Raw genomic sequence first — 25,403 nt, 5'->3', positions numbered from 1 at the left:
ATAAATTGCATAATAGTCTAAGGGGGTAGTGCGCCTTTAGCTACGACGCAAGACAAAAATCAACGAAAGGATGGCATGCATGGACACAAACAAAGCGTATCACATCCTCGAATGTGGCAAAAAAGCAACACGTCGAGATTATTCCAAAGTAAGTGGAAAACTGGAATTACCTAACCTTGTTGAGATTCAGACCAATTCATTTAAATGGTTTACCAGACAGGGAATTCAGGAAGTATTCGAAGAAATTTATCCGATTGAAAACTACGGAAAAAATATCAAATTGAACTTTCTTCGCTATCATTTTGCACAGCCAAAATATAATGCGGAAGAATCCATGTACAGAGAGTGCAATTATGCAGCACCTTTGTATGCGGAAATGGAACTGGAAATTACTGATACGGACACCGGAGAAGTTGTTACGAAAAACGAAGAAGTTTATTTAGGTGACTTCCCGTTAATGACGGAAACCGGAACATTTATCATCAATGGAGCGGAACGTGTTATCGTTTCGCAGATCGTGCGTAGTCCGGGGGCTTATTTCTCGGAAAGTTACGATGAAAAAACCGGAAAACAAAACTATGCTTGTGAATTGATTCCAAGTCGTGGAACTTGGCTGGAATTCATGACTGAACAAAAGAAGACATCAAACGGAAGAACAATCAATGTATCAATCGACCGTCGCCGTAAGATTTTATTTACGATCCTTTTTAAAGCAATCGGTATGTCTTTGAATCTGGAAGTGAATGAAAATACAACAGATACAACACAGATGGAAATCTTCTTAAAGGCCATGGGAAGAAACTGGGATGAAGTCGCAACAGATCCGGAAAATCGTGAATACATGAACTTGTATTTGTTGTTATATACGGCGTTCTTTGGAAAATATGAAGAAATTGAAAACACATTGTTGAATGACAAAGTGAAGACGACACAGGAAGCTTTATTGTCTTTCTATGAAAACCAGAGAAGTGATGAAATTCCTACGTTAAATGGTTCCATTACGTTAATGCAGGCAAAGTTCTTTGATCATCGTCGTTATGATCTGACAAAAGCCGGACGTTATAAGCTGCGTAAAAAATTGAATGCGATTGCTCGAATGGATGGTACAACGCTTGCGCATGATATCGTGGATGTCGATGGCAATGTGTTTATGGAAAAGGGTACGGTGATTCATCGTGACCAGCGAAATGCACTACGTGAACAGCTTGCCAAAGGACCATATTGTACGCCTTATCCGTTCCGTTCTGAATTCCATGAAGAAGACATCGTCAGCGTTCCAACAAGCTATAACAGTGGCTTGATCGGACGAATTCTGGCGAAAGATGTAGAAGTGGATGGCGTATATTACGAACAGGGAACTGTACTGACCGCACAAGATGTTAAAGAACTGCAGGAAGTGGAAGAAATTGCCGTTTACGGTGGATTGATCGCTCGCCCGGTTGTTTTGACAGCTGAAAACAGTGAGTCTGTATTTAACTATGGACAGCGTTTATATGCTTTGGGTCGTTTGACCAATGCCAAAGGACAGGATATTGTGGATGCGCAGATGGAATTAGTAGCACCACGCTATACCGTAGGTGTAGAGCCGGATACTCTGGAAGAGGATGTTGTGAAGGCCTTGCGTATTCGTGCCAACCAGGAAGAAATCACCGCATGGTTGATCGGTGCCTGTGTACAGGAAGTCTATGTCATCGATAAAGAAGGCGATGAAATCAAGATCTGCGGAAATGATCCATTGGCCAATAAGCACACGATCACTATGTCGGATATGTATGCCTTCTTCTCTTATAATATGAATGTTATGGAAGGTGTAGGTACGACCGATGATATCGATATGTTGGGAAACCGTCGTATTCGTTCAGTTGGTGAACTGATCCAAAACCAGTTCCGTATCGGTCTATCTCGTATGGAACGTGTTGTCAAAGAGCGTATGTCCATTCAGGAATTGGAGAACCTGACACCAAGAAAGCTGACAAACATTCGTCCGTTAACAGCGGCTATCAAGGAATTCTTCTCGAGTTCACAGCTTTCACAGTTCATGGACCAGCAGAACCCATTGGCTGAATTGACAAACAAACGTCGTATTTCTGCCTTAGGACCTGGTGGTTTGACACGTGATCGTGCCGGTTTCGAGGTTCGAGATGTTCATACTTCTCACTATGGTCGTATTTGTCCAATCGAAACCCCAGAAGGTCCAAACATTGGTTTGATTTCCAACTTGACATCGTATGCTAAGATCAACGAATATGGATTCATTCAGACACCATATCGTATTGTCAATAAAGATGGTACCGTACAGGAAGAAGCGGTGTATTTAAGCGCCGATGAAGAAAGTGATTACCTGATTGCCCAGGCCAACGAGGTTCGTGATGGTCGTTTGATCAATGAACATGTCGTTGTGCGTAAAGGTGGGGAAACGATCATTGCCAATCGTGAGGATGTAGAACTGGCTGACGTTAGTCCAAAACAGATCGTATCGGTAGCCACAGCTTGTATCCCATTCCTGGAAAATGACGATGCTTCCCGTGCCCTGATGGGTGCCAACATGCAGCGTCAGGCCGTACCTTTGTTGCAGCCGCATTCACCATATGTCGGAACTGGAATCGAACACAAGATTGCCAAAGACTCCGGTGTCGGAATCGTTGCCAAGGAAGATGGAACCATTAAGTATGTCGATAGTCTTCGCATTGTTGTGGAAACGGAAGATCATAAAGAACATACCTATCAGTTGCGTAAATTTGCCCGAAGCAATGCTTCTACCTGCATCAACCAGCGTCCAATCGTAGAAGTTGGTGAAAAAGTAGAAAAAGGCGATATTTTAGCCGATGGTCCTTCGATGGAAAACGGTGAATTGGCCTTAGGACAAAACGTAACGATTGCCTACATGACCTGGTATGGTTATAACTACGAGGATGCCATTATCATGTCTGAACGTATGGTCAGCGATGATGTTTATACATCCATTCATATTGAAGAATACGATATTGACTGCCGTGATACAAAGTTAGGACCGGAAGAAATTACCCGTGATATTCCAAACGTGGGTGAAAGTGCGGTTCGTAAGTTGGATGAAAACGGAATTATCATGGTCGGTGCCGAAGTAAAAGAGGGCGATATCTTAGTTGGTAAGGTAACGCCGAAAGGACAGAGTGAAGTATCACCGGAAGAAAAACTGTTATTGGCTATTTTTGGTGAGAAATCACGTGAAGTTCGTGACAACTCTTTGAAGGTTCCTCATGGTGGAGCCGGTATCGTGCATTCTATCCGTGTCTTTAAACGCGGTGATGGATCCGAACTTCCACCGGGAGTGAATATGCGTGTGAAAGTCTATATTGTTCAGAAACGTAAGATCTCTGAAGGGGATAAGATGTCTGGACGACATGGAAACAAGGGTGTTATCTCTAAGATCCTTCCGATCGAGGATATGCCATTTACGGCTGATGGAACGCCAATTGATATTATTTTGAACCCATTTGGTGTGCCATCACGTATGAACATTGGACAGATTTTGGAAATCCATTTAGGCTATGCCGCTAAAAAGCTTGGTGTCAAATTTGCCACACCGGTATTCGATGGTGTATCCAATGAAGAATTGGCCGACATCATGAAAGAAGCACAGATGACAAGCGATGGTAAACAAGTATTGTATGACGGACAGACCGGTCAGCCATTTGATGAACGAATCAGTGTCGGTGTCATGTATATGATCAAGCTGGCACACATGGTTGACGACAAGCTGCATGCCCGTGCTACAGGGCCATATTCACTAGTAACGCAGCAGCCGTTAGGTGGTAAAGCACAAAATGGTGGTCAGCGTTTCGGAGAGATGGAAGTTTGGGCTTTGGAAGCTTATGGGGCTGCACATACACTGCAGGAAATCTTAACAATCAAATCCGATGATATTCAGGGACGTATCAAGACATATGAAGCCATCATCAAAGGTAAGGACATTCCGGAACCGGGTGTTCCTGAATCTTTCCGTGTATTGGTACACGAGCTGCAAGGTTTGGCTATCGATGTTCGTCTGTTGGATGAAAACAACAATGAAGTTGATCTGAACCCGGATGATGACGATGATGTGCCAGTAGCACATCAACCGCTTCCAAAAGAAGAACTTGTCAACGATATGGAAGAAGAAAATACCGATGAAATAGAAGAAGAGGAGGCTGAGTAATACATGTCAATCAATAATTTTGCCTCAATTCAGGTACGTTTAGCTTCGCCGGAAACCATTTTAAAGTGGTCGCATGGTGAAGTTACGAAACCGGAAACAATCAACTACCGTTCACAAAAAGCAGAACGTGACGGTTTATACTGCGAGCGCATTTTCGGTCCAACCAAGGACTGGGAATGTGCCTGTGGAAAATATAAAAAAGTGCGCTTTAAGGGTGTTGTCTGCGACCGTTGTGGGGTAGAAATCACAAAGGCCAGCGTTCGTCGTGAACGTATGGGACACATTCATTTAGCAGCACCTGTGGCTCATATCTGGTACTTGCGTGGAATCCCCAGCCGTATGGCTTTGTTGTTGGATGTGACACCAAAACAGTTGGAAGAAGTTGTATATTTTGTCAGCTATATCGTAACTGATCCAAAGGATACGGACTTAGCCTATAAACAAATTCTTTCGGAAAGAGAATATCGTGAAAATATCGCGATTTACGGAAGTCAGGCTTTTACGGCACAGACCGGAGCCGAAGCCGTACTTCGTTTGTTACAGGATGTTGATCTGGAAGAAGAATATCAGAACGTACAGGAAGCTTTGGATAAAGCCCAGGGTGAAAAACGTAAAAAGTTGATCAAACGTTTGGATACGATCAATGCGTTCCGTCAAAGTGAAAACGAACCGGAATGGATGATCCTGACCAATATTCCGGTAATACCACCGGATCTGCGTCCTATGTTGCAGCTGGATGGTGGACGTTTCGCAACCAGCGATCTAAACGATTTATATCGTCGTGTCATTACGCGAAACAACCGTCTGCGTAAGCTGTTGGATTTAGGAACACCAAACATTATCGTTCAAAACGAAAAACGTATGTTACAGGAAGCAGTGGATGCGCTGATTGATAACGGACGTCGTTCCAAACCGATTACCGGTGCCGGTGGACGTGCCTTGAAATCTCTGTCTCATTCCTTAAAGGGTAAACAGGGCCGTTTCCGTCAGAACTTGTTAGGAAAACGTGTTGACTTCTCTGGACGAAGTGTTATCGCCGTTGGACCGGATCTGAAGATGTATCAGTGTGGTATTCCACGTGAAATGGCAGTCAACCTGTTTAAACCATTCATCATCAATGAAATCGTGAACCAGGGTTTAGCTGCAAATCCTAAAAATGCGGAAAAACTGATTGAACGCCGTGATCCTAAGATGTGGGATGTCGTGGAAAAGGTTATTGATGGCTATCCAGTATTGATGAACCGTGCGCCGACATTGCACCGCTTAGGTATTCAGGCCTTCTTGCCAAAACTGGTTGAAGGACGTGCTATGCGTTTGCACCCATTAGTATGTACAGCCTTCAATGCCGACTTTGACGGTGACCAGATGGCCATTCACGTACCATTGAGTGAAGAAGCTCGTGCGGAAGCCCTGGTTATGATGTTAGGAAGCCATAATATCTTAGGTCCTAAGGATGGTAAACCAATCGTTACTCCAGGGCAGGATATGGTTATGGGTAACTTCTATCTAACCATGGAAGAAACCAAACAAGAGTTGGAAGAAGAAGCCCAGCGTTATGAAGACAAAGACTGTCCAAAAGAAGCCGCGCAATGGAGAACATATGCTGCTAATGAAGGACATGTTTACTTAGATGAAAAAGAAGTGATGATGGCCTATCAGACTGGACAGGTACATCTGCATTCACGTATTGCTTTACCGGTACGTGGCTTAAAGAAAACAAGCTTCGATCTGATTCATGAAAATGATTATTTAGTGACAACGGTCGGAAAATTGATCTTTAACTCAATGTTCCCGGAAGACTTCCCATATTTGAATGAAGTCTCAAAGGAAAACTTTGAAAAAACACCGGATAAATATTTTGTACAGCCGGGCATGGATGTGAAGAAATACATCGCAAATTTAGAAATCACACCGGCTGTAAAGAAAAAAGATTTAGGAAAAGTTATTGCCGAAGTCTTCAACCGTTATTCTGTTGATCAAACAGCTGAAATTCTGGACCAGATCAAATCCATGGGATTTAAATATTCGACAGTTGCGGGTATTACGGTATCTTTAAGTGATATCGAGGTAGCACCAAATAAAGAAGAGCATGTCGAATATGGTCGTAATAAAGCCGAAGAATTAAAACGTCTGCAGAAAAAAGGTATGTTGACGATGGAAGAATGGGAACGCCATTTGAATAAACTTTGGGAAAATGTAAAGGATGAGATTGCCGACGAATTGTTAGCCAATCTGCCTCGTAAAAACCCAATCAACATGATGGCTCGTTCCGGTGCCCGTGGTAACCGTTCTAACTTTACACAGTTGGCCGGTATGCGTGGATTGATGGCTAAACCGGGTCATGGTAAATCCAGCGGGGGCGAATATGTATCCTCTATTATCGAGGTACCGATCTACTCTTGTTTCCGTGAAGGATTGAACGTATCCGAATTCTTTACCAGTACACATGGTGTGCGTAAAGGTTTGACCGATACCGCCTTGAAAACAGCCGAATCTGGATATCTGACTCGTCGTTTGGTTGACGTTGCCCAGGATGTTATCATCAAAGAAGACGACTGTGGAACTGACCGCGGTTATTGGGTAGAAGCATTAGTCGATCGCAAGAACAATACAGTGATCGAACCATTGATGGATCGTTTGATCGGACGTTACTCAAAACAAGATGTGACCGATCCAAAAACAGGCGAACTGATCATTGCCAGTGATGAGTTCATTACCGAAGAATTGGCAAAACGTATCGTCGATACAGGTATCGAAGGTATGTATATCCGTTCAGTATTTACTTGTAAATCTCGTTCCGGTGTATGTCGTAAGTGTTACGGACGTAACATGGCAACCGGAAAAGATGTTGAAGTGGGTGAAGCTATTGGTATCATGGCGGCACAAAGTATCGGTGAGCCAGGTACACAGCTGACCATGCGTACATTCCATACCGGTGGTGTTGCCGGTTCCGGAACCGGGGATATCACACAAGGTTTGCCTCGTGTTGAGGAGTTGTTTGAAGCCCGTTGTCCAAAAGGGGTAGCGGTCATTGCCCAGATCAGCGGTGAGATTACTTCAATTGAACGTATTGAAGGTACAATGCGTCAGGAGGTTATCATTACCAGTGAAAGCGAAAGCATTTCACACAAGATCAATGCCAACCAGACCATGCGTCCGTGGGTACAGGTCGGTGAACATATCGAAGCCGGTACAGCTTTGACAGAAGGACCATTAGATCCAAAAGAACTGCTTCGTGTAGCCGGTGTACGTGAAGTACAAGACTACATTTTGAAGGAAGTTAAGAAGGTTTACCAGTCTCAGGGTATCGAAATTTCCGATAAGCACCTGGAAGTTATGATTAAACAGATGATGAAACGTGTCATCGTAACCGACAGTGGTGATACCGACTTGAATGTAGGTGTGCAGTTATCCTTGAACAACATCACTAAGATCAACCGTGATGCGTTGTTGACAGGAAAAACACCGGCACAGTTTAAACCGGTATTGTTAGGTATTTCCAAGGCTTCGGTAGAAACGGATTCTTTCCTTTCTGCGGCAAGTTTCCAGGAAACGACAAAAGTACTTACCGATGCGACAATCAAAGGTAAAGTCGATCATTTGATCGGTTTGAAGGAAAACGTTATTATCGGTAAACTGATTCCGGCAGGAACGGGATGTACCGGTAATCGACCTCAAAATGAACTGGTTAAAGAAAAGGCAAAAGAGCTGCGTGATAAACGTTTAGCTCGTATGCACGAAAATGAAGATGAAGAATTCGATAAGATCGTAGGGGCAAATTCTTTAGATGAAGAAGCAAGCCTGCATGAAGATGCCGCTGAGGCAGAAAGCATTCTTGGGGATGCAAGTCTGGATGTGGAATCAATCGATATTCATGAATCCGATTCAACATTAAGTGCAGAATAACAAAAAGAGAGCTACTCGCTCTCTTTTTTTGTGGTTAAAACATCGCCTTAAGGAATGTTATAAAAATGTTATGAGAATATAATAAGTTTGAAATAAATAATAAGATGAATCAAATGCTGAGTTAAATGTCTGTTAAACACGCTTTATGTCCATTGTTCTTGAAAATAGAGGCGATATAATCTGCTTGTATTTAAGAAGAGGAGGGAATCACAAGATACTTTGTTGCTTGTGAGACAAACATGAAAAGATCAAAGTGTTCAAAAGTCATTTTTGCGGGTTTAATTGCACTCAGTTCTATCGCTCCTGGCATACCATGGAACGTTCAAGCGCAAGAAACTGATGTGAATCAAGAAGAAATTGCAAAGATTCCACAAGAATTAGATCAAGGAAAGACGATACAGGAAGAAACAGAAGAAGTCGCATCAAAAAATACAGTTACACTGGATGAGAACGAGGTTGTATATCCAACAAAAATTGCACTTAATGCGACCTTGTTGAATCTGGGTGTGAATGAAACTGCTGCTCTTAATGTCGTTGCGGTTACCGGTGCACAAAATTGGGACAAGACAACGGGTATCAGCTGGAGTTCGAGTGACCCTTCGATTGTTTCTGTTGATGCCAACGGAAATCTAATAACCCACCAAAAAGGAGAGGCAGAAATTACAGCTACTGTTACAGGATCGCCAACTATACAAGCGGTTTGTACGATTATTGTTTCAGATCAAAAGCCAGAAGAAATCTATCCAACGGGATTATCTATTTCATCAACACTTACACTAGATGAAGGAGAAACTGAAAAAATTTCTGTGGGTTATAAAGGCTCCGATATCACAAATAAGGAAGTGGTTTGGACTTCCAGTGATGAAAACGTAGTGAAAGTCGAGAATGGGACCCTTACTGCTGTAGGGGCCGGTACAGCCAAGATTACGGTGACCAGTGTTGGAAAAAATGAAGGACAATCCGAACCGGCTTCCGCAACTTGTGTAGTCAGTGTTAATGGTTTGTATCAGGGATTAAAGTATAAGATCGAGAATGATCAAGTTATGATCATCGGATACACAGGAACTAAAACCGATCTTCAGATTCCAAGTACGATCCAGGGAAAACGGTAACATCGATTCAGGACAATGCCTTTATGAGTAAAAAGTTAACCTCTGTAGTGATTCCTTCCAGTGTCACTTCGATAGGAAAGAATGCGTTTCGGGCCAATCGTTCTTTAAGACAGGTGAGTATATCCGGTAACATCTCGGTTATCTCACAAGGGGCCTTTGCGTATTGCACGAGTTTATCTTCTATCACATTGCCGGAAGGTGTAAAAGAAATTGCCAATGATGCATTTAATAATTGTACAAGTTTAAGTACTGTTGATTTACCACAGTCTTTATATAAAATCGGTTCAAATGCTTTTGCCGATTGCGATGCGTTAACGACACTCACATTACCCGACAATATTACCAGTTTAACTTCTACCAGCTTTGAAAGATCGATTCAGCTTAAAGTGAATAAAGGATCGACAACAATCGAAGCAATTGGAACAAAATACAATTACCAGGAAATAGATCCGGAAGTCTATCCTATCAGTATTGGACTGAATGAAGATGAAAAAGAATTGGTACAGGGGGATACATTTCAGTTGCGTTTAAATTCGTATTCCGGAGATGCAACCAATACAGATCTCATTTGGACAACAGACAACGATGCTGTTGCCACGGTTGATGAAAATGGCTTAGTGACAGCTGTGAATGAAGGAACGGCTATCATCACGGCAACCAGTGTTGGAAAGAATGAAGGGCAAGATGCTCCGGCCTTTGCGACTTGTACAATTCATGTAGAGGGAGTGGAAGGGGATTACGTTTATACTGTCAATCAGGGAAATGTAACGATTACCGATTATCGAGGCGATGATAAAGATCTTGTCATTCCATCTACAATTGCTCAAAAACCAGTCACAGAAATCGGTAGTTATAGCTTCTGGTCCAATGATGAAATGACCAGTGTTGTGATTCCTGAAGGCGTAGTAAAGATTGGTGATTATGCGTTCAATGGCAATGATAATCTTTCAAAAATCACATTACCAGGCACTTTAAAGACAATTGGGGCACGAGCCTTCTATGGAACGGCCATGGAAGAAATTACAATACCCGATGGTGTAACTTCCATTGGAAGAGAAGCTTTTAATACATGTCACAATTTAGTCCGTGTAAAACTGCCACAAAGTCTGACAAGTTTATGTCCAAATGCCTTTAACAGTTGTAATCAATTAACAGAAATCACACTTCCAAACAACATCACGTATGTAGGAACCAATGCGTTAAAAGGCATCGATACAATCTATGTGCAGGCAGGATCAAAAACACAACAAACATTAGACAAGGCAAAAATTTCTTATACTGCCTTTACTAAACCTTCTTTGATCACGAATACGGTTCCTGTGCTCCATGTCCAGGATGTCACTATGCAAGTAGGAGATTGTTTTGATCCAATGAATGGTGTATCAGCCACGGATGCAGAAGATGGAAATCTTACTGATAAAGTGGTGGTATCAGGCAGCATTGAACCGGGAAAAGCCGGCAAATACCAATTGACCTATTCGGTAACGGATTCTCAAGGGGCCAGTGCTTCTAAGACCATTACGGTAACTGTTCAAGATAAACAAAATAATCAGGAATCAGATCAGAAAGAAGAATCTTCTTTAGCACAAAAACCTGCATCGCATAAAAACACGGATAAAGCCAAAGGCACAAACACCGCAACTTCGTTTGGGGCAAAGCTAGCGAGTGTGGCAGGTGTTGTATCGGTTTTATCAGCTGGCATTCTAGTTGTGCTAAAAAGAAGACAATCATAAGTCATTGCAAGACAAAACAAAGTTTTCCTTGATTCATATCAAAACAACAAAACCTCTGGGAGTAAAACCAGAGGTTCCTTTTATTTTAAAATGTTTTTTTATCAACAACGATTACCGGTCATGATCTCAATGATTTCTTTATCCGTTTCTTTCATACCTTCCTTGGCTAATAAAGAAATGTTTCGGATCGTATTTTCTACACCTTTGGTCACAATACCTTCCCCATCTTTAAACTGCTGGCCATTTTTATACATTTCATAGCCTAAATAACCGGCTTCCAAAGCGCTGGCAATCTTGGCTGCACAGCTCGGTTTGGCTCCATCACAAACTGTACCGGAAATCATCGCGATACCATTGACCAAAGTATGAGATATCGCATGCAGATCGCCGCCTTCCAAATAACAGATACCACAGGCGGCCCCTACACCGGCACTGACAACACCACAATAGGCGCTTAACTTTCCAATGCCATATTTTAAATGCATGGTAATCAGATTGGAAATCAAAAGTGCTCGATATAATTTGTCCGAACTTAGATTCTTTTCTTTTGCCCAGACGATAACAGGAATACTGGCAGTCATTCCCTGATTGCCACTTCCGGAATTGATAATAACAGGCAACTCACATCCACTCATTCGCGCATCACTGCCAGCTGCCGCATAGGCTTTTGCCTTGTTGAGAAGATTATCAGGATCTCTTTCTAAAAGGATCTTACCAATATTTGCTCCATAGCTTTCTGTTATTCCTTTTTGGGCAATCGCCATGTTGTAAGAAATCTGACGATCCAAGGTTTCTTTGACATCCTCTAAATTTGCGCAGTTGGCAAAATCAATGATATCTTTAACGCGCATAAAGGAATGATCAACAGTACTTGATTCAGAAATGGTTTTCCCATCAAAAATGAGCTCTCCATCTTTTTTGATCCATAGGATATGATCATGCCCACCGGCAATACGAACTGAAACAGAATGTGATTCACTATGCACCGTCACAATCAGATCTAAAGGAATGACAGAATCTAACGGTTTAACGGTAATAGGAATCGATTTCAAAAAAGAATGGATGTTTTCTTTTTGTTCTTTGGTTACCTGACTGATGACTTCCAGCTTTTTATCGGCATCTCCCGCAACGATGCCGGCAGCAGCGGCCGCTTCAATTCCTTTTAATCCATCCGTATTCGGCACTGTCACGCTTTTAACGTTCTTTATGATATTTCCACTGGCTTCAATAAGAACCTGATCACAATTTTCACCTAAGTTTTTAAAGGCTGTGGCAGCGCAATAGGCGATGGCAATCGGCTCGGTACATCCCATGGCAGGAACCAGTTCATTTTTTAATGCGTTCACATAATTTTGGTAATTGATATCGGATTGATTCATAGTTAAACACCCTTTCGCAAGAGATATTTTCCCATAGATTTTTAAGAGTTTCAATACGATTATACGAAACTTAAAAAGAGTCCAATTTTTATTAGACATTTTGTTTTATTTGTGTAATCGTTATCATTTTGTCTAAAAAGCATCTTTTCTAACGTTTTAAAGCGTTGTAAAATAGAAGATGAAGTTAAGGAGGTTCGGGTTTTATGGACCATAAAAAGACAAAAGCCTTTTTTGAAGGAAGAGAATTAAGAGCGTATAATATTTTCGGAGCGCATGTTAAACCAAAATCTGTTGAATTTAAAGTTTGGGCACCTCATGCTCAATCCATTTCCGTTATCGGAACATTTAACAACTGGGATGAAAAAAAGAATGTCATGAAGAAAGACGATCAGGGTATTTGGTCTTGCACGATACGAAATGCCAAAGAAGGAGATTCTTATAAATATCGTGTCGTGCGTGCAAATGGAGATACGATCGATAAAGTCGATCCATATGCCTTTTACAGTGAGTTAAGACCCAATAATGCCAGTATCATTTCTTCTTTGAAATTTGATGAATGGGAAGATCACGAATGGATGAAGAAGCGAAACAAAGGTTTTGATTCACCAGTGAATATTTATGAAATGCACGTAGGAAGCTGGATTAAGGACGAAGATATGGAAGACTTCGTACATTATGACCAGATCATTGAAGAATTGATTATTCACTGTAAGCAAAAACATTATACTCATGTAGAAGTTATGCCTTTAAATGAATATCCGTTTGATGGTTCATGGGGCTATCAGTGTACAGGATATTTCTCCAGCACATCACGTTATGGAACAAATAAACAGCTGATGCGTTTTGTCAATGAACTGCATAAGGCGGGTATCGGTGTCATCATGGATTTTGTGCCGGTTCACTTTGTACGCGATGATTATGCACTTCGTCTGTTTGATGGAACACCAACGTATGAGTACGATCGAGAAGAAGATGCCAATTCCCAATGGGATACATTAAACTTTAACCTGTGGAAAGAAGAAGTACGTTCTTTCTTAATGAGTGCTGCCAATTTCTGGCTGGAAGTGTATCATTTTGATGGATTGCGCATGGATGCGATCTCTAATGCGATCTATTGGCACGGCAATAAAAACAATGGGGTTAATGAAGGCGCCTGTGATTTCATGAAGCGGATGAATTATATGCTGAATGAAGCACATAACGGAAACATTATGTTGATTGCGGAAGATTCTACCGATTTTCCAAATGTTACAAAATCTACATTGGATGGTGGACTTGGATTTGACTATAAATGGGATATGGGATGGATGAATGATACCTTAGCTTATTTAAAGAAAGACCCAATCTATCGTCAATGGCATCATTATGATGTGACTTTCTCTATGGCTTATTTCTATTCAGAACGTTTTATCTTGCCGTTTAGCCATGATGAAGTGGTACATGGAAAGTGTACGATCGTAGATAAGATGTGGGGAAGCTATGATGATAAATTTGCTCAGGCACGTGCTTTATATACGTATATGTTTACGCATCCTGGTAAGAAACTGAACTTTATGGGAAATGATATCGGACAGCTGCGTGAATGGGATGAACAAAAGAGCTGTGACTGGTTCTTGCGTGAATATCCGATGCATGATGCCTTTGAACATTTCTTTGAAGACTTAGGTAAGTTATATTACGAAAATGATGCCTTCTGGAATAAAGATTATGACTGGTCCAGTTTTCAATGGATCGATGCCGATAATCAATCGCAAAATATGTTCTCCTATATTCGTCGAGGAGAGAAGAAAGATTATGTCATTATTTTAAACTTCTCTACCAATGGTTATGATCACCAACAGTTCGGTGTGCCGGATAAAGGGGTCTATAAAGAAATATTGAATACGCAATGGAAGAAATACCATGGTACCTGGGATAATGAGACACCACAGACATGTCACTCTATCCGTATTCCTAGACATAATCAACCATTCATGATTGAAGTGAATGTACCGGCTTTAGGAGCTGTTGTCTTTGAAGTAGAAAAGTAAAGAAATTGCGCTGACTTAGTGTTGGCGCTTTTTTATTTTCCAATGTATAATAAACGCATGAGTCAGTATTTTGAAAATGATAAGACCTTACAAGATAAGCCACAAATTCTTTCTTTTCAGATAAACGGAAAATCTTATAGACTTCATTCAAATTCCGGAGTTTTCAGTAAGGATAAATTGGATACCGGAACAAGGATCTTGTTGGAAACGGTGTTAAAAGAAGAGAACAGACCTTCTTCGGTGTTGGATCTTGGATGTGGTATCGGACCTGTTGGTATCGTTTGCCAAAAAGAATGGGATGCCCGGGTGACTATGATCGATATCAATGAAAAGGCTGTTGAACTTGCGAAAAAGAACATAGTCGAAAACCATGTACAAGCGCATGTGTTTTGTCAGGATGGTGTGTGCGAAGGTCAATTTGAATGTATTTTATTGAATCCACCGATTCGCACCGGGAAAAAAGTGATTTATCGCTTGTTTGATGAATGTTTGGAACATTTGGAAAATGATGGTCGCTTTTGGCTGGTGATGCGTAAACAACATGGTGCTCAAAGCGCTATTCAGTATTTGGAAGAAAAAGGATGCGCAGTACGAAAAGTAAATCGTGATAAAGGTTTTTGGGTCTTTGCGGCACAAAAGAAAAGCATTGCGTAGGCAAGCAGAATTTAGTGATTCTGCTGCAGATGATGCAATGCTTTTTTGTTGATCGATAATGCCTGGTTTTCCAGTTCTTTGCTGGACATACGACGAGCTCCGTTCGCTAAGATGGAATTTTGAATCAAGCCATCACTGGTTGCGACCGTGATGCGATATTTATCCTTTAGCTCATGAACCTTTCTTTCAATGTACTGATCGGCACTTTGTCCGGTTCTTGTATAGATGACATCCAATCCACCCTGTCGATAAGATGAACCATAATTATTAGGAACCCGATATCCATCAAACACCAACAAGATCTTAATTTGTCGATAGCCTTGATAATTAGAAATCGCATCGATCAGGGCATCACGAGCCGATTCGATATTATGAGCAGCCAAAGGTTTTAAATTGTCCCAGCTGTAGATCATGTTATAGCCGTCAATGATCAAGCAGTCTTCTTTTCTTTGCACAACTTCTTTTGGCTGTGTATCAAAATCAATTTTCTTTTTAGGCTTTCTCGGTTTCTTTTCTTCTTTTTTATTTCGCCCACCAAGACTGTTGAAGACTTTCTTCAGTTCCTCTTCTTTGACTGTATGCTTAACTGCCTGATAAGAGGAAGTGTTTTGATTCTTGGTTTGAATATGCATATATTCCTGGACTTCATCATAAGGAACATAGAAACCGGAACCATGGGCACAGAAAACAGATCCGGTTGGATTTCTGAGATCGGATTCGCTGTCATATCCAATTTCCTCAACGATTTTATCCTGTTCTTCACTAGGATAATAGCCATCGAGTGCGCAACTGAATTTTCCTAGTCCTTTTGTGTAGGCAATGACTTCATTTTGATAGTTCATCATGGTACGTACCGGGGCAATCCCTGTGATTTCCATCTGTTGTGAACCGACTTCTTTGATTTCTACCTTTGCCTTTCTTAGATCTAAATCATAGAGAGCTTTACTTAAACGCTCCGATGGTAAAGTCAATATAAATCGATAATACGGCTCTAGCAGGATGGACTGTGCCATTTTTAATCCCTGGCGTACAGCGCGATATGTGGCTTGTCGAAAGTCACCGCCTTCGGTATGCTTTAAATGACTTTTGCCGGCAATCAGTGTGATTTTCATGTCGGTGATTGGTGAACCGGTCAACACCCCTCGATGTACTTTTTCCTGTAGATGGCCTAGGATCAATCTTTGCCAGTTTAAAGCTAAATCATCGCTTTTGACTTCGTTTTCAAACTGCAACCCTTTTCCTCGAGGTAATGGATCAAGTCGTACATGAACCTCGGCATAATGACGCAAAGGCTCAAAGTGCCCCATACCTATGACACTATCGGCAATGGTTTCTTTATAGAGTACATGATCCAAACCAAATCCGACAGTTACACCACTGCGTTCCTGAATCCTCTTTTGGAGGATCTCCATTTGTATTTCGCCCATCAGGCGTAAAGAAATCTGATGGGTATTTTCATTATATTCGATTTCAAGACTGGGATCTTCTTTCATCAGTTGATCACAGACCGGCATCATTTCAATCGGTTTTTTATCCGGCGGCAACAAAAGACGATAATTTAAATAGGCAGATAGAGAAGGGGCAAGACTGTCTTTTTCAAAACCAAGTCCCTGGCCAATAGAAAGATTTTCTATTCCTTTTAAGCTGACGATCATACCGGCATGTGCTTGTGTAAGCAGCTGATAGCTTTGACCATTGTACAATCGAATCTGATCGACCTTTTCTGTTTCTGTAATCATTTGTTTTGGCTTTAGGCTTCCTCCGGTGATCTTGATGTGGGTTAAACGATTTCCCTGTTCATCTTTTGTGATCTTAAAGACGCGGGCACCAAATTCATCTGGATATTCTTTTTCCAGAGATAAATCAATGATCGTATCCATTAATACATCGATGCCTTCATTTTTTAAGGCGCTTCCGAAAAGAACCGGAAAAAATGTTCGTTTGGCAAAGCTGATTTGTAAGCTGTCTTTGGATAATGTGTTGTTCTCTAAATACTCATTCAATAGCGCTTCATCACATAAAGAGATTTGTTCTTGGGCATCATCTAATGTCATATCAATGATATTCGAGGATAAATGCGTCTGTAGATCTTGTAATAGATCAGCTTGAGATTGATAGGATATATCCATCTTATTGACAAAGATCAAAACAGGAACATGATAGTGTTCTAAACATTCCCAGATGGTTTTGGTATGGGATTGTACTCCATCTTGCCCGTTGATCAACAATACGGCCAGATCTAACACTTGTAAAGAACGCTCCATTTCACTGGAAAAATCAATATGGCCGGGTGTATCTATAATGGTGATATCAGTATCTTTATAGTGGAAAAAGGCCTGCTTGGAATAGATCGTGATCCCACGCTCTCTTTCCTGGGAATCGTAGTCTAAAAATGCATCTTGATGATCGACACGCCCGGTCTTTTTCAGCTTTCCGGCTATATACAACATACTTTCGATACTGGTGGTTTTTCCGGCATCGACATGGGCTAAAATACCTACGGTTACTTGTTTCATGGTTTCTATTTTATCATGGTTTCATATTGAATGAATAAAAACTTGGTGGTAAGGTATTGTGCATGAAAACAAATGTAAAAATGAAAGCGTTGAAATGTGCTTTTCCCCATACCATTCCGATTATGACGGGTTTCTTATTCTTGGGGATGTCGTATGGAATTTATATGCATGTATCCGGTTTTAGCTTCTGGTATCCGATGTTGATGGCCATGACGATCTTTGCGGGAAGTGTGGAATTTGTCTGTGTCAATTTTTTGTTGGGGGCTTTTAATCCCTTGCAGGCATTTATTGTCACTTTGATCTTAAATGCGCGCCATATTTTTTATGGAATTTCCATGTTGGATCGATTTAAAGGAATGGGTTGGAAAAAGATCTATTTGATCTTTGGTATGTGTGATGAGACTTTTTCTGTGAACTATACAGCCGATATTCCCAAAGATGTGGATTCAGGCTGGTTCATGTTCTTTGTGACTTTACTGAATCAGATTTATTGGGTATTGGGAGCTACGTTAGGTGGTTTATTTGGCTCTTTGATCATGTTTAATACCGAAGGTTTAGATTTTGTGATGACTGCTATGTTTGTGGTGATCTTTTTAGAACAGTATCTAAAAGACAAGAACCATTTGAGTTCATATATTGGATTGAGTGTTTCTTTGTTGATGTTGATATTCTTTGGTGCGGATAATTTTATGATTCCTGCCATTTCCGGCATATTAGTTTGTTTGAGTGTTGCCAGAAAAAGCATGGAAGAAAAGGAGAAGGATATAGTATGAGCCTTGTACAACAAATCATAACGGTTGCCATGTGTGTCTTGGGAACGATGATTACCCGCTTTCTTCCTTTTTTAGTCTTTCCGGCCCACAAAGAAACCCCAAAATATATTCAATATTTAGGAAAAGTGTTACCGGGAGCTTTATTTGGACTTTTGATCATTTACTGTTTAAGAAATGTCAGCTTATGGAGTGGCAATCATGCGATTCCGGAACTCTTGGCAATCCTTGTGGTGATTGGTATTCATCTTTGGAAACGAAATATGTTGTTGTCTATTGCGACAGGAACAGTATTTTATATGTTATTGGTACAAATAGTATTTTAAACGAAGAAGGAACTGGAATGGATTTGATACTATCCATCACAGCTCCTTCTTTTTTATTATTTCATGATGTTCATTAAAGTCTCTACTTCTTCTTTGGTACAAAGGTTTTCTGAAAAAGCGCTGGCACTGCCACTGCACACACCTTTTAAAAATGCATATTCATAATCATAATTAGATTCAATACAACCGGAGATAAAACCAGCTACCATAGAATCACCGGCACCAACGGAATTGATCACATTTCCTTTCGGAGCCGGCAATCGATATTCTTTACCATTCTCATCCAATAAAACGGCTCCTTGACCAGCCATCGATACTAGAATATTACGAGCACCTAGTTCCTGCAGTTTATGTGCATAAGGGAGGACTTCTTCCTGCGTGTTTAAGGTTACATCAAAGATTTCACCTAATTCAATATTATTGGGTTTGATTAGAAATGGATGATAGCGCAAGACTTTCATCAATAACGTATTCGTGGCATCGACTACAACCTTGCAGTGATTCGGCTGTACATATTCTATGATTTGTTCGTACATTGTATCGGGTAATGTTTTTGGGATGCTTCCGGAGATAACTAAAACATCCTGATCGGTTAATACTTTGAGTTGATCAAACAGTTTATCAATATCTTCCTGCTGGATAGCAGGGCCCATTCCATTGATTTCGGTTTCTTCATCGGATTTCATTTTGACATTGATACGGGAAAGTCCTTCTTTGACTTGGATAAAGGATGAAGAACAACCAAAGTTTTCCAAACGATGTTCAATTTCTTTTCCGGTGAAACCAGCCATAAAGCCTAAAGCTGTGCTTTCATGACCAAAATTGGCTAAAACGATAGCTACATTAATTCCTTTTCCACCGGGAAGGATCTTTTCATAGGTGGTTTTGTTGATTTGACCGGTGGTAAAATGATCGACTTGAATAATGTAATCTAATGAGGGGTTAAAAGTAACGGTATAGATCATAATGTGTCTCCTTTTCATCTATCTGATTGACAAGTACAGAATAGCATTAGAATTGTTGAAAGTCAAATAAAAATTGTTGTTTTAACAGTTGACAACAAGAATAATCGTGATAATATAGGGTTGTAACTTTTGAAACGACAATAAAAAGGGAAAGGAGTTGTTAAAATGAAAGTTAAGGCAGTACGCTTACATGGTGCGAATGATTTACGGTTAGATGAATTTGAATTACCGGAAATTAAAGAAGATGAAATCTTGGTCAAGGTTGTCTCCGATAGCATTTGTATGTCCACTTATAAATGTGCTATTCTAGGAACGAAACACAAGAGAGTGCATGAAGATGTAGCCGATCATCCGGCTATTATGGGACATGAAATGGCCGGTGATATCGTCAAGGTCGGCGCCAAACACCAAGACAAGTTTAAACCGGGCATGAAATTTACACTGCAGCCGGCGCTAAACTACAAAGGAACAATGTGGTCACCGGGTTATTCTTATGAGTTTTTCGGAGGTGATGCGACATATTGTATCATTCCTGCCGAAGTTATGGAGTTAGGATGTCTGTTAGAGTATAAAGGAAAAGCATATTACGAAGCTTCCCTGGCTGAACCGATGTCATGCAGTATTGGGGCATTTAATGCAGCCTATCATACAAAAATGGGCGTCTATACCCATGAGATGGGCATCAAAAAAGGTGGAAAGCTTGCCATCATGGCTGGGGCCGGACCGATGGGATTAGGCGCATTGACCTATGCTTTGCATCGTGATATTCGTCCTAGTATGATTGTAGTGACGGATGTAAATCAGGAACGTTTGGATCGGGCAGCCCATTTATTTCCAATCGAAGATGCCAAAAAAGACGGCATTGACTTGCACTTTGTGAATACAGGTAAATTAGAAGATCCAGTGGCATATTTACGCGAAATGACAGGTGGAACAGGCTTTGATGATGTATTCTGTTATGCACCGGTTGCGGCTGTTGTCGAACAATCCAGCGGCGTATTAGGCAGAGATGGCTGTTTGAATTTCTTTGCCGGTCCAACGGATAATCAGTTTAGCGCAAAGATGAATTTCTATGATGTGCATTATAATTCTACGCATGTGATGGGAACAACCGGTGGAAATACAGCGGATATGATAGAATCTTTGGAGTTGACGGCACAAGGACGAATCAACCCGGCTGTTATGGTAACACATATTGGCGGTTTGGATGCGGCTGCCGAAACGACATTAAATTTGCCAAAGATCCCCGGAGGAAAGAAATTGATCTATACGCATATCTCTATGCCATTAATTGCATTGGAAGATCTGCGTTCCAAAGAGGCACAGGATTCTCGTTATGGAAAGCTGGCGGACATTGTGGAAGCTAATAAAGGATTATGGTGCCCGGAAGCTGAAGAATACCTGTTGCATCATTTTAAAGAAGAAGCTTAGTCTGTCTGCTCCTGCAGATAGGCTGCAGGAGGTTTATATATGGAAGGTATGGAAAAGCGAAGAAATGATATCGTTCGCTATGTCAATGAACAAGGAAATGTAACGTTTAATCAATTGAAGGAACATTTTCCCTCAGTCTCGGATATGACATTAAGAACCGATTTAAAAGCATTGGATGAACAACAAAAGCTGGTTCGTATCCATGGAGGAGCTAAGTCTCTGGAAATCGTTACAGGAAATGATGATGTACTAAAGAAACGTTATATTCGAAATACAGAAGAAAAGAAGATAATTGCCCGTAAGGCGTTAGAACTGGTGAAACCAAATCAAACAATTTTTATTGATTCTGGCAGCACAACAACCATGTTGTCGAATGTTTTAAAGGATCAGCCTTGCACCATCTTTACTAATTCGATTTCCTGTGCAGTAGAGCTGTCTCGTTTGAAACAGGCTCATTGTATGTTAGCTGGGGGCACCATCAATGTAAATTCTTTGTCAGTGACAGGTGTCGATGCGGTTCAATTTTTGGAACATGTCAATTTTGATACTGTATTTATGGGCGTAACTTGTTTCAGCAAAAACTCTGGTTTTACTTGTGAATCGTATCAGGATGCACAGGTCAAACGAATTGCGATTCAAAATGCTCGCAAGGTCGTGATCTTGATGGATTCTTCTAAAATCGATAAAGATGGCTCCTATCAATTCTGTTCGATGAAAGAAGCCGATATCATAGTCAGTGATTTCCATCTTCCTGAATCATTTAAAGAAGAATGTGAAAGTATGGGGGTAACGATTCTATAAGCTCTTCCCCAACTTTCTAGTAAGGAAGAATAATATGAAAAATGCACTTCAAAGATTTGGTAAGTTCCTATCGGCGATGGTCATGCCAAATATTGGCGCTTTTATTGCCTGGGGATTTATCACAGCCCTTTTTATAGCGGATGGATGGTTTCCTAATGAGCAGCTGGCATCCATTCAACCATATATGTTAACGTATCTATTACCGGTTTTAATTGCCGCAACAGGCGGTCGAATGATTGGAAAAGATCGTGGAATGGTTATGGGTGCGATTGCCATCATGGGATGTATTGCCGGTGTAGGCGGTGTCGATGGACAGCCGATGTTGATGGCAGCGATGTTTATGGGGCCATTGGCCGGATGGATCATCAAAAAATTCGATCAGATGATGGAAGGCCATATGCCAGCCGGTTTTGAGATGTTGATCAATAATTTCTCGGTCGGCATTTTCGGTATGATCCTGGCGATTTTTGGATACTATCTGATTGGTCCATTGATGGAAGCTATCTTAGCAATATTAACGATGGGGGTCAACGTTCTCATCAATCATGCCCTTTTACCGTTGGTCGCAATTTTTGTGGAACCGGCCAAAGTACTGTTCTTAAATAATGCGATCAATCATGGCATTTTTACACCGATTGGTATTGAACAAGCTTCCCAAACCGGTCGCTCGATCATGTATATGTTGGAGGCCAATCCTGGGCCGGGACTCGGCGTGTTGTTAGCTTATTGGATCTTTTCCAAGGATCAGGCAACTAAAGATTCCGCACCGGGTGCGATCATCATTCATTTCTTTGGTGGAATTCATGAGATTTATTTCCCTTATATTTTAATGAATCCGATTGTGATCGTTGCACCGATTTTAGGAAACATATGTGCAATTGCCTTCTATGCATTGATGGGATGTGGCTTGCAGGGACCGGCTTCTCCGGGATCGATCATTGCGTTTATGTCGATGGCTCCCAAGGATGCGATCATTCCTACCGCAATAGGTGTTATACTTGGCGCCGGTGTATCCTTTGCGGTTGCCAGTCCGATCATTAAAATGACAAGTACAAAATCACAGTCTTTGGAAGAAGCCAAAAATCAAGTCAGTGGAATGAAAGCACAGGCAAAAGGATTGATCAGTGCACAAAATATTTTCAATGCGAAGAAAATTGTCTTTGCCTGTGATGCCGGTATGGGATCCAGTGCAATGGGTGCAACAAAATTTAGAAATCGATTAAAATCGGTTCGTCCGGATATTGTAGTGACAAATACTTCTGTCGATAATATACCTTCAGATTGTGACATTGCCGTTGTGCAAACTGTACTGCAGGATCGGGCCAAAGTCTGTGCGCCACAGGCGGTTTTGGTTACTATTAAGAATTTCCTGGCGGATCCGGCCCTTGATGAATTGTATTTCCAGCTTTCTACAGGAGATGCCTTAGTGACAGAGGCAACATCGGAAGAACCAGAAGAAGAAACAAGTTCTTTATTCGCATCAGATGTATTGATCAAAGATGGTATTTTGTTAAGACAAAAATCAGTTTCTAAAGAAGAAGCTATTACTGCTTCCGGCGAGCTGTTAGTTCAATTAGGTTATGTTACGCAAGATTATGTACCTGCAATGTTAGAGCGTGAAAAAATTGTCACGACCTATATCGGTATGGGATTGGCTATTCCGCATGGTACAACACATGGAGATGATACCATCAAGAAAACCGGTATCGTGCTGTTGCAGTATCCAGATGGTGTAACATTCGGTGAAGAAAAAGCACAACTAGTCATTGGCATTGCCGGTAAAGGTGGGGAACATATGGAAGTTTTATCCAAAGTTTGTACTGCACTGGAAGATGAAGCGGTCTTAGAAAAAATGAAGACTACACAGGATAAAGACTGGATCTTACAGATTTTAACAAAGTAAAGATTTTAAACAATCAATCATAATATACACTTTAAGCCAGGACATAGGATTCTGGCTTTTAAACTGTACTAATGAATTGGTAAGATAACACTTTTTAGTAATTTGGCAAAATAACATTTTGTATATTTGCCCTAAAACCCGTTTGGTAATATTGAAAAAAGGTATAATATCTCTATAAATTAGAAGTTATGAAGGAGTATGTAAACATGAAAAGATACGTTGCCTTATTAAGAGGTATCAATATAAGCGGTAAAAATAAAATTTCGATGATAGAATTAAAACAATGTTTTGAAAGACTTGATTATACAGAGGTTAAAACCTATTTGAACAGTGGCAATGTGATTTTTTCAAGTGATGAAACTGATAGAATTAAGATTACAAGTCAAATTGAGGAAATGATTAAAAATCAGTTTCATTTAGATATTCCTGTTTTTATCACATCGAAGGAAAAGCTTGAGGACATTTTACATCATGCGCCTGACTGGTGGGGAAATGAAAATAAGGAGATTTATGACAATTTGGTTTTTATCATTCCACCTGCTACATACAAAGATGTATATAACGAAATCGGAGAGCCTAAAGAGGGATTGGAAAAAATAAAGGAATACAAAGAAATTGTATTCTGGTCTTTTAGTCGAAAAGAATATCAAAAGACAAATTGGTGGTCTAAGACGGCAAATGTAAATATCAGTAAAAAATTAACGATAAGGACAGCAAATACAGTTAGAAAAATCGTTTGTATGTAGTTGCTTTTCAAAGCCTGTTTTAACAGGTATATCCAGTATCGCACAAAGTGGTCAGTCTTTACGATTGACCACTCTTTTTTCATAAGCATATAACAAGTTATGAACAGCTCAATTCGAATAACTAAAAAGTATAAAAAATAATTTTCCAATCTATTTGGATTTTTTTTAGAAAATCGCATAAATAAAGGGGAAACATGAATTTCTTTAATTTCTATCTCCCCAATTTAATAGTACAGTTGATAAAACTTTCCGACTTTTCATCTCGATCGGGTATATTTTATCTCTGATTTTATTCAGTTATACCTTTTCGGGTATAACTTTATGCCGCTACACGTAATAATTAAATAAAGTTTATATGGATTATGTAGTAGATTGTCGTTAAGACCATGCTTGAATGATCAAGTAAAGAAAAAGAATCATGGTGATTTTCGTATTGATTGTTTTTTATAGCCTTCAATAAAGGGCTGGTGGTCGCATAAATGAAAAAATCCAAATTAGGATCTGAATAATCCTATATCATATATAACTGATAGAAAAAAATTTTGTGCATATGTTGTTAATATTTTCTTTTAATCCTTATGAAATTCTGTCAATTTATTTAATTCTACTAATTTTGATAGCATAAAATATCTTGTGTAAATTCGTTTTTCTGGAAATATAGAAAAAAAGGTATATCCTTAGTAAAATTAGTTCGACCAAAAACAATTTACGAAAGGAATATACCCATGAACTATTTTACTACATCTTTAATGAAAAACCTATTTTCTAATGACAACAATCTTCCAGCTTTTGAACAGGCTGTAACTGAACTGTTTCGTTCAGAGTTGGAGAAATCTCTCAATGAAATACTCGCATATGAGTTGACGGCTTTTCTTGATTATGAACCATACGCTAGAACCAATAACGAAAATTCTAGAAATGGTTCCTATCAAAGAAAGTTTGATACAAAATATGGAA

16 protein-coding genes are annotated in these 25,403 nt (G+C 40.3%); 13 read left to right on the top strand and 3 right to left on the bottom strand.

Annotated elements, in window-relative coordinates:
• Positions 1 to 79 precede the first annotated feature (79 nt).
• From rpoB to G413_RS10815, 4 genes are all read left to right on the top strand, one after another.
• Positions 80 to 4,174 carry a DNA-directed RNA polymerase subunit beta gene (gene rpoB, locus G413_RS0103115; RefSeq protein ID WP_022789482.1) on the top strand — a complete coding sequence of 1,365 codons (4,095 nt, stop codon included), beginning with the start codon at positions 80 to 82 and terminating at the stop codon, positions 4,172 to 4,174.
• 3 nt (positions 4,175 to 4,177) lie between these two features.
• Positions 4,178 to 8,080 (top strand): DNA-directed RNA polymerase subunit beta', encoded by a 3,903-nt coding sequence (gene rpoC, locus G413_RS0103110; protein ID WP_022789481.1) that lies wholly within the window; start codon positions 4,178 to 4,180, stop codon positions 8,078 to 8,080.
• 239 nt (positions 8,081 to 8,319) lie between these two features.
• Complete coding sequence (locus tag G413_RS11700; protein ID WP_022789480.1) at positions 8,320 to 9,192, top strand: Ig-like domain-containing protein; 873 nt, start codon at positions 8,320 to 8,322, stop codon at positions 9,190 to 9,192.
• Positions 9,193 to 9,197: 5 nt separating this feature from the next.
• Positions 9,198 to 10,925, top strand: a complete 1,728-nt coding sequence (locus G413_RS10815; RefSeq protein ID WP_276329714.1) for a leucine-rich repeat protein — start codon at positions 9,198 to 9,200, stop codon at positions 10,923 to 10,925.
• A 101-nt stretch (positions 10,926 to 11,026) separates the two neighbouring features.
• Here the strand turns inward: G413_RS10815 and G413_RS0103095 are convergent, their stop codons facing one another.
• The gene (locus G413_RS0103095) at positions 11,027 to 12,304 is read right to left on the bottom strand and encodes an L-cysteine desulfidase family protein (protein WP_022789478.1); all 1,278 of its coding nucleotides are present in this window, start codon (positions 12,302 to 12,304) and stop codon (positions 11,027 to 11,029) included.
• 203 nt (positions 12,305 to 12,507) lie between these two features.
• Between G413_RS0103095 and glgB the strand changes: the two genes are divergently transcribed.
• Together glgB and G413_RS0103085 are read left to right on the top strand one after the other, a co-directional pair.
• Positions 12,508 to 14,334, top strand: coding sequence for a 1,4-alpha-glucan branching protein GlgB (gene glgB / locus G413_RS0103090; RefSeq protein ID WP_022789477.1), 1,827 nt, complete (start codon positions 12,508 to 12,510; stop codon positions 14,332 to 14,334).
• A gap of 57 nt (positions 14,335 to 14,391) precedes the next feature.
• The gene (locus tag G413_RS0103085) at positions 14,392 to 14,988 is read left to right on the top strand and encodes a class I SAM-dependent methyltransferase (protein ID WP_027969019.1); all 597 of its coding nucleotides are present in this window, start codon (positions 14,392 to 14,394) and stop codon (positions 14,986 to 14,988) included.
• A gap of 11 nt (positions 14,989 to 14,999) precedes the next feature.
• On the opposite strand, the gene G413_RS10810 is transcribed toward G413_RS0103085, so the two are convergent.
• Positions 15,000 to 17,504: a translation factor GTPase family protein gene (locus G413_RS10810; protein ID WP_022789475.1), complete on the bottom strand. Its 2,505-nt coding sequence runs from the start codon at positions 17,502 to 17,504 to the stop codon at positions 15,000 to 15,002.
• Positions 17,505 to 17,566: 62 nt separating this feature from the next.
• Here G413_RS10810 and G413_RS0103075 point away from each other — a divergent pair, with 62 nt between their 5' ends.
• Positions 17,567 to 18,277, top strand: a complete 711-nt coding sequence (locus G413_RS0103075; protein WP_022789474.1) for an AzlC family ABC transporter permease — start codon at positions 17,567 to 17,569, stop codon at positions 18,275 to 18,277.
• Positions 18,274 to 18,600 (top strand): branched-chain amino acid transporter permease, encoded by a 327-nt coding sequence (locus tag G413_RS0103070; protein ID WP_022789473.1) that lies wholly within the window; start codon positions 18,274 to 18,276, stop codon positions 18,598 to 18,600. Before G413_RS0103075 ends, G413_RS0103070 begins: the two co-directional genes overlap by 4 nt.
• Before the next feature lie 56 nt (positions 18,601 to 18,656).
• On the opposite strand, the gene pfkB is transcribed toward G413_RS0103070, so the two are convergent.
• The gene (gene pfkB, locus G413_RS0103065) at positions 18,657 to 19,565 is read right to left on the bottom strand and encodes a 1-phosphofructokinase (protein ID WP_022789472.1); all 909 of its coding nucleotides are present in this window, start codon (positions 19,563 to 19,565) and stop codon (positions 18,657 to 18,659) included.
• Positions 19,566 to 19,730: 165 nt separating this feature from the next.
• On the opposite strand from pfkB, the gene G413_RS0103060 reads away from it, so the two are divergent.
• The 5 genes from G413_RS0103060 to G413_RS0103040 all read left to right on the top strand — a co-directional run.
• Positions 19,731 to 20,996: a zinc-binding dehydrogenase gene (locus tag G413_RS0103060; RefSeq protein WP_022789471.1), complete on the top strand. Its 1,266-nt coding sequence runs from the start codon at positions 19,731 to 19,733 to the stop codon at positions 20,994 to 20,996.
• Positions 20,997 to 21,035: 39 nt separating this feature from the next.
• Entirely contained in the window at positions 21,036 to 21,797 is a 762-nt protein-coding gene (locus G413_RS0103055) for a DeoR/GlpR family DNA-binding transcription regulator (protein WP_022789470.1), read from the top strand.
• A 34-nt stretch (positions 21,798 to 21,831) separates the two neighbouring features.
• Positions 21,832 to 23,700, top strand: coding sequence for a PTS mannitol transporter subunit IICBA (locus G413_RS0103050; RefSeq protein WP_022789469.1), 1,869 nt, complete (start codon positions 21,832 to 21,834; stop codon positions 23,698 to 23,700).
• A gap of 206 nt (positions 23,701 to 23,906) precedes the next feature.
• Positions 23,907 to 24,446 (top strand): DUF1697 domain-containing protein, encoded by a 540-nt coding sequence (locus G413_RS0103045; protein ID WP_022789468.1) that lies wholly within the window; start codon positions 23,907 to 23,909, stop codon positions 24,444 to 24,446.
• Between the two features lie 725 nt (positions 24,447 to 25,171).
• Positions 25,172 to 25,403 (top strand): transposase (locus G413_RS0103040; protein WP_022789467.1); only part of this gene is annotated, 232 nt, incomplete at its 3' end.

The sequence above is a fragment of the Faecalicoccus pleomorphus DSM 20574 genome (genome assembly GCF_000420345.1).
Taxonomy (GTDB): Bacteria; Bacillota_I; Bacilli_A; order Erysipelotrichales; family Erysipelotrichaceae; genus Faecalicoccus; species Faecalicoccus pleomorphus.
The sequence above is the reverse complement of the archived record's forward strand: the minus strand, read 5'-3'. Positions and strand labels throughout refer to the sequence as shown.